Below are 13205 nucleotides of genomic sequence, written 5' to 3' on the forward strand. Positions count from 1 at the left end.
CATCCTTCCTAATTACTTGCAACTAGTTCTTCTCCATCATCTAAACGAACCGAAACAAGTTTAGATACCCCTGACTCTTGCATTGTTACACCGTACAATACGTCAGACTCTTCCATTGTACCTTTTCTATGTGTAATGACAATAAACTGTGTCTCATCACTAAATTTCTTTAAATACTGCGCAAAACGGGCAACATTCGCCTCATCAAGAGCCGCCTCTACCTCATCTAGCACACAGAATGGAACTGGGCGCACTTTTAAAATACCAAATAAAAGCGCAATTGCTGTTAAAGCACGCTCTCCACCAGAAAGTAAACCTAAGTTTTGCAGCTTCTTCCCTGGCGGCTGCGCTACAATATCAATACCCGTATTTAATAAGTCCTCTGGATTCGTCATGACTAAATCCGCTCTACCGCCTCCAAATAATTCAGAGAATACCGATTGAAACTCCATTCGAATTCCTTCAAACGTAGTAGAAAAGCGTTTTTTCATTTCTTCATCCATTTCAGTAATAAGTTGGTGCAATGTTGTTTTCGCTTCTTCTAGGTCATCTTTTTGCTCTAGTAAGAATGTATGACGCTCTGCTACACGCTCATACTCTTCAATTGCCCCTAAGTTTACTGTGCCTAGCTCTTCGATGGATAGTTTAATTAGTTTCACCTTTTTACGTGCATCCTCAGCAGGCATTATCATTGTATACTTCAGTTTTGCTGCTTCAAATGAAATTGTATATGTTTCACGTAAATGTTGTAATCTATTTTCTAACTCTACATCAAGTCGGTTTATTTTTACTTCTTGATCTTTCAACATCTCAAGAATGTATTTATGTTTACCTGTTGTTTCTTTCAGATTACGCTCTAACTGTTCTACTCTCTCTTGTAACGATACACGTTGTTCGCGACGAGAGCGAATTAAATCTGAAGTTTGATTACGATCATATGCTTTCTTCTCAATCATATTCGTAATTTGCTCTTCACCACTTGAATTCGATGTCATTTCTTGTTTTAAGAATGCTAAATCCTCTTTCGTTTTGACAAGCGTTGCATCCGTTTCTTCTTTTTCCTTCGTCAAACGTTCAACTTTTTCTTTTTGATTAGATAAACGTTGTTGCTTTTCAGCCGCCAACACTTTCAACTCAGTCATTTCTTTTTGAACTTTTTCTTTCGAAGAATGCTGCTCACTTTTTTGTTTTGTTAAAGCGACAATTTTGCTATCTAATCCCGTAATCTCAGCTTGAAGAGTCGCTAAAATCTTTTCTAGCTCTTCTTTACGCCCTTGTATCTTTACTTGATCTTGTAAGAATCCTTCAATCTCTAAATCGTAAATAGATAAACGATCATTAATACGATGTTCTTCTAATTCTAAGCGATTAATTTCTTCTCTTAATTTCTGTTCATCTACACGCTCTACTTCTACACTTTGCCTTAGTTCGCGTATTTGCACTTCTCTTTCTTGAATCTCTTGCTTTACTGCTTTAACAAAGTTTTCTAACTTCGTTGTTTTCTCTTCCATATCAGTTAACTTGCTCGTCCACTCTTCTAGTTCACGTTGACGTCCTAATAAAGAAGATTTCGCCTGTTTTACCGCTCCACCTGTCATAGAACCACCAGGGTTCACTACATCACCTTCGATTGTTACAATACGATAACGGTATTGCAGTTGTTTCGCTAACTCATTTGCCCCGCGTAAATCTTTTGCAACAATAACTGTCCCTAATAAATTCGAAACTACATTTTCATATTTATTGTTATATTGCACAAGTTCTGCCGCCACACCTACAAACGATGGGTGTTGATTTACAATACGTAATTGTTCAAATGATAACGATCTACTTTTAATAACAGCTTGCGGTAAAAACGTTGCTCGCCCATGTTTATTTTGTTTTAAAAACGCAATTGCGTTACGAGCATGTTCTTCTTTTTGTACGACAATATGCTGCATTGCTGCACCTAGAGCAATTTCCATTGCAATTTCATATTCTTTCGGTACCGTTAGCAGTTCTGCAACAGCACCCTCGATACCTTGCAACCTATTTTCTCTAGCTTTTAACACTTCACGTACTCCTTGATAGAAACCAGAGTAATCTTCTTGCATCTCTTCTAGCATTTCTTTTCGAGAACGTGCCTGTTGTACAAATTGATACGCTTGATACAACTTTGTTTCATTTTCACTATATTGCGTCTTGCATTTCCCAAGTGCTGCTTCTGTCTTTTGTATATCCGAAAGGATACCAGCTACTTTTTCTTTCACTTGTTCATAACTTTCCACAAGCTTCGTCTTTTTCGCGGTAATTTCCATACGCATTTCTACATATTTCGCATTTTCTTCATCGAGGCGTTCATTTTTAGAGTTTTGTTGTTTAGATTGTTCTTCAATCATAGATAACTCATTGCGATGACTAGCTTGTTGATTTAAAAGTTCAATATAGTCACCCTTTAAATTCTCAATTTGTTCCTCTAAATTGTCAGCAAAAGTTGCAAGCAGTAACTCATTATCATGCAATCTTGTCTCCAATTCTTTGACTTGATTTACAAATTGCATCATCACTTCTGTACTGGATTCAATTTCACCATCATAACTTGTAGCTTTCTCTGTTAATTCAACAATTAACTGCTCGAGTTGCGCACAATGCGTCGTTGCATTTTGTTTTCTCTCTTTTAATAACTCACGCTGTCCTTCTAACTTTTCTAGCTCTTTACTAGAAAGAAGAAGTACTTCTTGCAGGGAATCTACAGACTCATCTACCGCTTGTAATTGTCCTCGTAATTCCTCTAGCTCTTCTTCACCTTTTTGTAAATGCGTTGACATTTTAGCTTCTTCGTTTTTATTATGCCCAAACTGATTTCGAAGCGCTTCCCATTTCTCATGTAATTCTTCAATTTCATGTACAATAAGCGCCGCTTCTACTTTCTCTAATTCTTCTTTTTTCTCAAGATAATCTTTCGCAATAGAAGCTTGTCTTTCTAAAGGTTCTACTTGACTACTTAATTCGTGAATGATATCTTGTACACGATTTAAGTTTTCTTGTGTATCTGCTAATTTTGCTTCAGCTTTCTTTTTACGAAGTTTGTATTTCAGCACTCCAGCAGCTTCTTCAAATACACCACGACGTTCTTCTGATTTACTACTTAAAATCTCTTCAACTTTCCCCTGGCTAATAATCGAAAAAGCTTCTCTTCCCATACCAGAGTCCATAAATAAATCGATAATATCTTTCAATCTACATGATTGTTTATTAATATAAAAATCACTATCACCAGAACGAGATACACGACGCGTTACACACACCTCATTATATTCAATCGGTAAACGTTGATCTTCATTATTTAAAGTTAATGTTACTTCAGCAACATTAACTGCTCTTCTCGTATCACTGCCCGCAAAAATAATATCCTCCATCTTTGCACCACGTAATGATTTTGCAGATTGTTCACCAAGTACCCAGCGGATCGCATCAGTAATATTACTTTTCCCACTTCCATTAGGTCCTACTACAGAAGTTACACCTGGGACAAAATCAACAGATACACGCTCAGCAAACGACTTAAATCCTGCTATTTCTAATCTTTTTAAAAACACGAAAGGCCTTCCTCCTATTCTCCGTTGTTATAACTGTTGTCTATACAAAAACAAGCTATTAGACGGATTTCCCTTTCCTTTATTCACAAACAAAAAGAAAGTTTCATTCTATGCATAAGGAATCCCCCTCATTCAAAGGGGGATTCCTTATAGTTGTTCTTTTAATTTTTTCAATGCTTCTGCAGCAGCTTGTTGCTCTGCTTCTTTTTTCGACTTGCCACTACCAAGACCTAAAGCCACGTTATTTAACGTAACACGTGACACAAATTCTCGGTTATGAGCCGGTCCTTTTTCTTGCAAAATTTGATACTCAATATTGCCACTACCATCACGCTGAATCAACTCTTGTAATTGACTCTTATAATCCATCACATGAGAAAAAGCACCCTCATTAATTTTCGGATATACAACTTCTTTTAAAAATCCCCAAACTGTTTCAAGCCCTTGATCCAGATAAAGGGCACCAATAAACGCTTCAAAGACATCCGCTAATAAAGCTGGTCGTTCACGTCCACCCGTCATTTCTTCACCTTTCCCTAATAAAACAAGGCTACCAAATGACAATTCGTTTGCAAAACGAACAAGAGATGGTTCACATACAATAGCTGCACGTAGTTTTGTTAACTCTCCTTCGCTCATTGTCGGATATTTTTGAAACAGATACTGCGATACAGTGAGTTCCAATACAGCATCACCAAGAAATTCAAGACGCTCATTGTCCTCATGCGGTTTTTTTCGATGCTCATTCACATACGATGAATGCGTAAATGCTTGAATCAATAATTTTTCATCTGAAAACGTAATACCTATCTCTTCTTGAAATACTTTAAACGCTTCACGATATTTTGTTTCGTATTTTTTTTCTCTATGTTTTCGGTACGGCATAAGTCCCTCCAGATATAAGCCGAGAAGCCCCGCTAAAAAACGGGACTTCACTTAAGCATTATAGATGACTCTCTATGTAAGTCACAGCATCGCCAACAGTAGCAATCTTTTCAGCATCTTCATCAGAAATTTCCATTTCGAATTCATCTTCCAATTGCATTACAAGTTCTACTACATCTAGGGAGTCTGCGCCTAAATCTTCTTTAAAGCTCGCAGCTGGTACTACTTCAGTTTCTTCTACACCTAAACGATCAACGATGATTTTTGTTACACGCTCTAAAACATCTGCCATTCCATTCACCTCCCCTCAAATATTATATTAAATATTGGCCAAAAAAACTAGCTGAAATCAATTCTTTTATTACATTACCATACCGCCATCAACATTTAACGTTTGACCTGTAACATATTTGCTTTGATCAGAAGCAAAGAACGTTACAGCATTTGCGATATCCTCCGCTTCACCAAACTGAGCTATAGGAATTAATTTTAACATTTCAGCTTTTATATTTTCATCTAATACGTCTGTCATATCTGTGGCAATAAACCCAGGAGCAATTGCATTTACAGTAATATTACGGCTCGCTAACTCTTTTGCGGATGTTTTTGTTAATCCAATTACACCCGCTTTAGCAGCAACATAGTTTGCTTGTCCTGGATTACCTGTTACTCCAACAACAGAAGCGATATTAATAATACGTCCATTACGTTGACGCATCATATATCGAGATACTGCCTTCGTACATAAGAATACACCTTTTAGGTTTGTATTAATAACTGTATCCCATTCTTCTTCTTTCATACGCATTAATAAATTATCTTTTGTTACACCTGCGTTATTTACAAGAATATCAACTTGTCCAAATGTATCTACAGTTTGTTTCACCATATTTGTAACATCTTCAGCATTTGCAACATCTGCTCTTACAGCAATTGCATCCGAACCTAATTTCTTTATTTCATCAACTACTTCATTTGCCTTTTGCTCATTACCAGCATAATTTACTACAACATTTGCCCCTTGTTTCGCTAAATCAATCGCAATCGCACGACCAATTCCACGTGAAGCGCCAGTTACTAATGCTACTTTCCCTTTTAACATCAGTTTTCTCCTCTCAAATTAGAAATGGTATCTTTTAATGTCTCTTCATCATATATCGCATATGCTTTCACTGATGAATCAATTGACTTCATAAGTCCAGCAAGTACTTTCCCAGGTCCAATCTCAATAAATGTATCTACCCCTTGATTCACCATGTTTTCAATGGACGGGTACCATAAGACAGGCGAATAGAGCTGTTCAATTAGCTTTTCTTGAATATGTGCACCACTTGTAATAACGTCTGCTGTTACATTTGCGATAACAGGAATATTCGTATCTTGAATTGTAATTTCATTTAGGACGCTTTGGAACTTCTCCGCTGCCGGCTTCATAAGCGAAGAGTGGAACGGTCCACTTACCTTAAGCGGAATTGCTCTCTTTGCACCATTTTCTTTCGCTCTTTGAGAAGCAATCTCGACTCCTTGCTTTGTTCCAGAAATCACAATTTGCTTCGTACTATTCATATTAGCGATTTGTACTGCATATCCTTCACTTGTTACTTCTTCTGTAACTTGTTTCAGCATATGTGGATCAGCACCTAGAATAGCCGCCATTGCACCTTCTCCGCCAGGAACAGCTTCTTCCATATATTCCCCACGTTTCCTTACAGCATATACAGCGTCTTCAAAAGTTATTGCACCCGCTGCTACAAGAGCGCTATATTCACCTAAACTATGTCCTGCAACAAAGTCTGGTGTAATATCATACTCTTTCAAAGCTGTCAAAATAGCAAAACTCGTTGTTAATAAGGCAGGCTGCGCATTCGTCGTTAACGTAAGCTTTTCCTGCGGCCCTTCAAAAATCACTTCTGAAAGTGAATCTTGCAACACCTCATCTGCTTTTGCAAATACATTTGCAACCTCTTTATTATTCTCCGCTAACTGTTTACCCATTCCAACTGCCTGTGAACCTTGGCCCGGAAAAAGAAATGCTAGTTTTCCCATTTCAAATCCTCCTCTTATTGGAGTGGCTCTTTCTCCATTACGCTTGAAATAGTAGGAATCACTTCTTTCGCTACCATTTCTCTCGTTTGACGAATCGCACTAAATATTGATTGGTCATTGGAAGAACCGTGAGCCTTAATGACAGGAGCTTTCAATCCAAATAATGCCGCTCCTCCATACTCCGAATAATCCATTTTATCTTTTAATACCATAAGTTTTGGCTTTAATACCGCTGCTGCTAATTTACTCGTAAACGAACTCATTAACTGCTCTTTTAACATAGAGAATAATGCAAGTGCCGTTCCTTCTAATGATTTTAGCGCTACATTCCCTGTAAAACCATCACATACAACAACATCTGCTACACCTTGCAATAAATCTCTTGATTCAACGTTCCCAACGAAATTAATTGGGGCATCCTTTAGCATTGCAAATACTTGTTTTGAAAGCTCGTTCCCTTTGCCATCCTCTGTTCCAACGTTCAAAAGTCCAACACGAGGATTTTTAATCCCTCTTACTTTCTCAGCGTATACAGATCCCATTACTGCATATTGATATAAATGAATTGGTTTTGCATCAACGTTCGCTCCAACATCTAACATAACAAAACCTTCTCCATCAACAGTTGGCATTGTAGGGGATAAAGCTGGTCGCTCAATTCCTTCCATACGACCTACAACAAACAATCCAGCCGCCATTAAAGCTCCTGTACTACCAGCTGATATACAAGCATCCGCTACGCCGTCCTTCACTTGCTGCGCTGCTAGTACCATTGAAGCTTGTTTTTTTCGACGAACCGCTCTTACTGGTTCATCTGTCGATTCGATTTTTTCATCTGTATGAAGTATAGTAATTCGTTCTTCACTCGTTAAGTATTGACGAATTTCCTCTTCTTTCCCTACTAACGTAATATGTAAATCAGAATATTCCTTAATAGCTTTCATTGCTCCTAATACGACAGCTTTTGGAGCATGATCGCCGCCCATTGCATCTATTGCGATTTTCATAAGTTGTTACCTTCCTCACTATAATTACTAGATCGATACATTTCAAAAGTGCCTGTAAAAACAAGTTCTTCTCCAACAAAGCTACGCACTTTGACAACGGTCCGTCCTTTATCATTCTCTACATCTTCAACACGTGCTTTTGCAACAACACGCTCTCCTAATTTTACAGGACGAATGTATCGAATGGTAGACTTTGCAGTTAAAGCTAATTCTTCATCAATAACTGCAACAGCTAGTGAGTTTGCTTGTGCAAACAAATGATGTCCACGGGCAATCTGATTTCTTTTAAATACGTGTTCTACCTTCACTTCAAAGATAGAAATCGCATGTCTATCTAATTCTATATCGATAATTTCTCCGACAACCTCTTCTAACGGTAAAGATTTCACATCTTCTTCATGTTGCTTTGTAGCTACATGTTTAATTCTTTCTCTTAATTCAGGAATAGATAATTCCATACGATCAAGACGTACGGTTTGTATACTCACTTGAAATTTTTCTGCTAAATCTTCATCCGTAATAAAAGGATTCGTTTCTATTGTTTGTTGTAATAGTTCTTGTCTTTCTTTTTTACTTCTTCTTTTTTTCATACCGCACCATCCATTTTTTATGACTAGGTACTAACAGTAGTATATAATCATTAAAAGTAGAATGCAACAAAAACTTTTGCTGCCTCACTTTAATCGAGCTTCTCTCCTTGGAACACACCTGTCCCGTCAAGATAAGTACGCAACGAAGCATATTGATCATTATGCCAAAATGCTTCGGAATCTACTAATAACGCCGCATCTTGTCTCGCAGTTTCTAACGCTCGATAATCATGTACCATATCAGCAACCTTGAATTCTGGTAAACCACTTTGCTTACTTCCAAAGAAATCTCCAGGACCTCTTAACTCTAAATCTTTTTCTGACAACACAAATCCATCGTTCGTTTCGGTCATAATACGCATTCGCTCTTTTCCCGTTTCCGATTTTGGATCCGCTATTAATAAACAATATGATTGTTCACTACCACGCCCAACACGTCCCCTGAGCTGATGGAGCTGCGATAAACCGAAACGCTCTGCATCATAAATAACCATTACAGTCGCATTCGGTACGTTCACACCTACTTCAACAACCGTTGTCGACACAAGAATTTGCACTTTATTTTCACTAAATTGTCCCATTATCTCTTCTTTTTCTTGAGATGATAATCTTCCATGCATTAATCCGACTTGACATTTCCCTTGATAATGATGAGTCAGCATACTATGTAAATCAATCGCATTTTGTACATCAAGTTTCTCCGATTCTTCAATAAGGGGACAAATTACATATGCTTGTCTTCCTTTTTTTATCTCCTTCTCCACAAAACCGAGAACTCGATCTAACATATCATGTTTTGCCCAGTATGTTTCAATTACCTTTCTACCAGCTGGCATCTCATCGATTATAGAAACATCCATCTCTCCAAATGCAGTAATTGCTAACGTACGCGGAATTGGGGTCGCTGTCATAAATAATACATCTGGACTTTCACCTTTCTCCCTTAAAACTCGTCGCTGCGCTACACCAAATCGATGTTGTTCATCAGTAATAACGAGACCTAACCTATGAAAGATAACTTCATCTTGAATTAAAGCATGTGTTCCGACAAGGATATCTATTTCTCCTTGTTCTAATTTCGCCAAAATCTCTCGACGCCTTACACCTTTAACAGAACTTGTTAGCAATTCAACCTTCATACCAAAGTGTGAGAACGTCTCTGCGAGCGATTGATAATGTTGCTCCGCTAAAATTTCTGTAGGAACCATTAAAGCACCTTGATAATGTGCTAATTTCGCTGCATAAAGGCCAATAGCTGCTACGACTGTTTTCCCAGAACCTACATCACCTTGCAACAGACGATTCATCCGATAAGGAGATGTCATATCTTTCATAATTTCATCTACTACCCGGCTCTGCGCACCAGTTAACGGAAACGGGAGTGCATCGATAAACTCTTGCAATTCTGCTGAAGGAATTTCTTTTTTCGTCCCTTTCGAATTTTCCCTCTCCATTTTCCGTAATGTTTGCATTTTCAGCTGAAATAAGAAAAACTCCTCATATACAAAACGGCGACGGGCTTGTTTTAAATCTTCCTGCCCTGCTGGAAAATGCAACGCCCGCAATGCTTCATAACGCGGCAATAATTTATATCGACTTAGCAATCCATCAGGCAACACTTCAACTATAGATTTTCCGTACTCCTTGAATGCTTGGGCAATAAAACGGCGCATCTGTTTTACTGTAAGTTTCCCTTTCACTGAGTATACAGGCTCTACTTCTTGTTGACGTGCAACTGGTCCAAAATGAAGCTCTGATACCGCAATCGTTTGACGATGCTGATCCCATTTACCAGTAATCGTTACCGTTTCATCTAAATTTAACTTCTGCTTATAGTACGGCCTATTAAAACATACAGCTGTAATTAAATAACGACCGACGAGGACACGAACCGTAAGACGCGACTTTTTCTTCCCATAATATTGCAGTAAAGGGGCACTATGAACTTTCCCCTCAACTGTTACCCGTTCATCATGCTTTACTTCAGCAAGATCTTTCATCGCATAGTCTTCATAACGGTACGGAAAATGTTCTAATAGATGAGAAACTGTATAAATTCCCATCTCGTGTAGTAATTCAGATGTTTCTCCTCCGATTCCCTTTACATCCGTAACAGGAACTTGTACAACTTCATTCAAGATTCTCACGCTCCGTCACATTATTTTCTTTGATTCATTATCCATTAACACGATTGACATCTGTAATCGCTCTATTTCACCTTATATATTCTATCATAGGCATTCTAAGAGAAACTACTCAAATCCATCATAAGCAACACGAAAGAAAAGAGCCTCACTATTAGCAGCAAGGCTCTTTTTTATTCAATATGCTAGCCTTTTGAATAAAAACTAGTAATAAACTTCATATTACTAGTTTTTATCCATTAGCAAGTAAGTAATCCATTTATTTTCAAAACGAATTTTTTCTTATTCTACAGAGAAGATGAAAGAATACACCGGTTGGTTTCCAGCATGTACCTCTACTTCTGCATCTTCAAAATTCTCTTCTACAAATTCAACTAACTCAGCTACTTCTTCGTCAGTTGCATCTTCACCTTGTAGAATCGTTACGATTTCAGAATCTTCATCAATAAGTGCTTCTAGTAATTGCTTTGCAGCTCCTACTTTTGCAGCATTTGTTGATACGATTTTTCCATCTGCGATACACATGAAATCATCTTTTTGAATTGCTACACCATCAATTTCCGTATCACGTACCGCATACGTAATTTGACCGGTTTTCACATGAGATAAAGCTTCTTTCATGTTTTCTTCATTCTCTTCTAACGTTCCAACTGGATTAAATGCTAACATTGCAGCCATACCTTGAGGAACTGTTTTTGAACGAATCACAATCACTTCTTGATCAACAACTGACGCTGCTTGTTCTGCTGCCATCACGATATTTCCGTTGTTCGGTAAAATAATGATTTTTTCAGCGTTCGCTTCTTCAATCGCCTTCACAATATCCTCCGTACTTGGATTCATCGTTTGGCCACCTTCGATCACTTTCGTCGCGCCAATGCTCTCAAATAAAGTTTTGATACCAGATCCCATAGCAACAGTTACGATACCGTACGGTTGTTTCTCTTTAGACTGGCTAGTCGGCTCAGGCATCATAGTAGGCTCATCTAATAAAGCAGTATGCTGTTCACGCATATTTTCTACTTTAATCTTAATTAAACTACCATAGCGTTGTCCATAATTCATAGGATCTCCAGGATGTTCCGCATGAATATGAACCTTAACAACCTCATCATCTGATACAACAAGTAGTGAATCTCCGTATACACTAATATCTTCACGGAATTTTTGTTCAGAGAAATTATGTTCTTTCATTTTTTCAGGCTCTAATTTCACCATGAATTCCGTACAATATCCATACTTTATATCTTCTGTACTCAATTGGCTTTGTACACTACGGTGATGTTCTGCGCGTACCATGTCATTCATAGATGGTTGGGCAGACACATTAGAAGAAATCGTTTCTCCTTTTAAGTCTGCTAAAAATCCTTCATATACAACAACAAGACCTTTACCACCGCTATCTACAACGCCAACTTGTTTTAATACAGGTAATAAATCTGGCGTACGATTTAACGATGCATTCGCTTCTTTCACAACGTCTTCCATAAACAAAACAAAGTCGCGCTGTTTTTTCGCAACTGTCACTGCATATTTACCCGTTTCTCTTGCAACCGTTAAAATCGTTCCTTCAATCGGTTTCATAACCGCTTTGTAAGCCGCTTCTACCCCAGCATCTAAAGCTGCAGCAAAATCAACTGTTGTTAATTCTTCTTTTTGTTCAATGGATTTAGAGAAACCACGGAATAACTGAGATAAAATAACACCAGAGTTACCACGAGCTCCCATTAATAATCCTTTGGCTAAACTTACACCGACTTTACCAGCGTGCTGTGAAGGATTTGCTTTCACTTCACGTGCGCCTGAAGTCATTGATAAGTTCATGTTTGTACCGGTATCGCCATCTGGAACTGGAAATACGTTTAATGCATCAACAAGCTGAACATTGTTTGTTAAATTATTCGCTCCTTGCATGATCATTTGTGATAAACGTTTCCCATCAATTTTTTGAATTGACACAGATTTTCCTCCTTAATGCACATTACAAGTTTATTACTTTAACTCCTTGTACGTAGATGTTTACAGAATCTACTGCTAGTCCTACAGTTTGATCTAATGTATATTTCACTTTCGTCTGCACGTTATGTGCTACTTCTGAAATTTTCGTACCATAGCTCACAATAATATACATATCAATATGTACTTCATCTTCATCTTTACGAACAATAACGCCTCTAGTGAAGTTTTCTTTTCGTAAAATGTCTGTTAAACCATCTTTTAACTGATTTTTTGATGCCATACCTACGATACCGTAGCAATCTACTGCGGCACCTCCAGCAATTGTTGCAATTACATCTGTACTAATATCAATTTGACCATACTTAGTTTTAATTTCAATTGACATCTCGTTTCCCCCTTCATAAATGGTGAAAGTGAGCTAGACTACTTTAGTTACTATCATATAATCTTTTTAAAGAAAATTCCATCGTTCTTTCTTTTCACTCTCATATTTTATGTTTTAAATCACATTTTTTATGATGAGCAAAATAGTCCATTGTTATTATACAACATGTACCACTATAATATGTCAAGCAATTTTTCTTGATTTCAACTTTTCATCATCGACATATGATGTCAAGTAATTTTTCTTGATTTCTTTTTTCTACGGTGTTGCATTCTCTTTTTAGTTGTGTTAAATTATAGTAGTGTTTTTAGCATCGCAAAAAAGACTAACATTGAAAAATTACGTATGGTAAGGTATCAAGGGAGGGAAATATAAATGGCTCGTGTTTGTGCTATCACTGGAAGAAAAGCTCGTTCTGGTAACTCTCGTTCTCACGCAATGAACGCTACAAAACGTAAATGGGGCGCTAACCTTCAAAAAGTTCGCGTACGCATCGACGGAAAAGTTCAACGTGTTTACGTTTCTGCTAGAGCATTAAAATCTGGCAAAATCGAACGTGTTTAATAATAAAAAAAAGAGCCGCTAGGCTCTTTTTTTACTATGACAATGGA

Annotated in this window: 11 protein-coding genes; 1 reads left to right on the top strand and 10 read right to left on the bottom strand. The window is 37.6% G+C overall.

The window, feature by feature from the left end:
• Nucleotides 1-8: 8 nt before the first annotated feature.
• The 10 genes from smc to K5S59_RS10360 form a co-directional block, all read right to left on the bottom strand.
• Nucleotides 9-3578, bottom strand: a complete 3570-nt coding sequence (gene smc / locus K5S59_RS10315; protein WP_000478999.1) for a chromosome segregation protein SMC — start codon at nt 3576-3578, stop codon at nt 9-11.
• Nucleotides 3579-3725: 147 nt separating this feature from the next.
• Nucleotides 3726-4463, bottom strand: coding sequence for a ribonuclease III (rncS, locus tag K5S59_RS10320; RefSeq protein ID WP_001146868.1), 738 nt, complete (start codon nt 4461-4463; stop codon nt 3726-3728).
• Nucleotides 4464-4521: 58 nt separating this feature from the next.
• Nucleotides 4522-4755, bottom strand: coding sequence for an acyl carrier protein (acpP, locus tag K5S59_RS10325; protein WP_000786062.1), 234 nt, complete (start codon nt 4753-4755; stop codon nt 4522-4524).
• A gap of 69 nt (nt 4756-4824) precedes the next feature.
• Entirely contained in the window at nt 4825-5565 is a 741-nt protein-coding gene (fabG, locus tag K5S59_RS10330; protein ID WP_000911781.1) for a 3-oxoacyl-[acyl-carrier-protein] reductase, read from the bottom strand.
• Nucleotides 5565-6509 (bottom strand): ACP S-malonyltransferase, encoded by a 945-nt coding sequence (gene fabD / locus K5S59_RS10335; RefSeq protein ID WP_000516945.1) that lies wholly within the window; start codon nt 6507-6509, stop codon nt 5565-5567. The genes fabG and fabD overlap by 1 nt, the downstream gene beginning before the upstream one ends.
• Before the next feature lie 14 nt (nt 6510-6523).
• Nucleotides 6524-7516, bottom strand: coding sequence for a phosphate acyltransferase PlsX (gene plsX, locus K5S59_RS10340; protein ID WP_000684108.1), 993 nt, complete (start codon nt 7514-7516; stop codon nt 6524-6526).
• A complete protein-coding gene (gene fapR, locus K5S59_RS10345) occupies nt 7513-8106 on the bottom strand; it encodes a transcription factor FapR (protein ID WP_000747352.1) in 594 nt (197 codons plus the stop codon). Before fapR ends, plsX begins: the two co-directional genes overlap by 4 nt.
• An 89-nt stretch (nt 8107-8195) precedes the next feature.
• Nucleotides 8196-10244, bottom strand: coding sequence for an ATP-dependent DNA helicase RecG (gene recG, locus K5S59_RS10350; RefSeq protein ID WP_001006877.1), 2049 nt, complete (start codon nt 10242-10244; stop codon nt 8196-8198).
• Between the two features lie 288 nt (nt 10245-10532).
• Nucleotides 10533-12209: a DAK2 domain-containing protein gene (locus tag K5S59_RS10355; RefSeq protein ID WP_000027124.1), complete on the bottom strand. Its 1677-nt coding sequence runs from the start codon at nt 12207-12209 to the stop codon at nt 10533-10535.
• Between the two features lie 22 nt (nt 12210-12231).
• Nucleotides 12232-12594: an Asp23/Gls24 family envelope stress response protein gene (locus K5S59_RS10360; protein WP_000021109.1), complete on the bottom strand. Its 363-nt coding sequence runs from the start codon at nt 12592-12594 to the stop codon at nt 12232-12234.
• A gap of 375 nt (nt 12595-12969) precedes the next feature.
• Between K5S59_RS10360 and rpmB the strand changes: the two genes are divergently transcribed.
• A complete protein-coding gene (gene rpmB, locus K5S59_RS10365; RefSeq protein ID WP_000124776.1) occupies nt 12970-13158 on the top strand; it encodes a 50S ribosomal protein L28 in 189 nt (62 codons plus the stop codon).
• The last annotated feature ends 47 nt before the right edge of the window (nt 13159-13205 follow it).

Origin of the sequence: Bacillus sp. BML-BC051, from assembly GCF_019656175.1 — a bacterium.
GTDB lineage: Bacteria > Bacillota > Bacilli > Bacillales > Bacillaceae_G > Bacillus_A > Bacillus_A mobilis.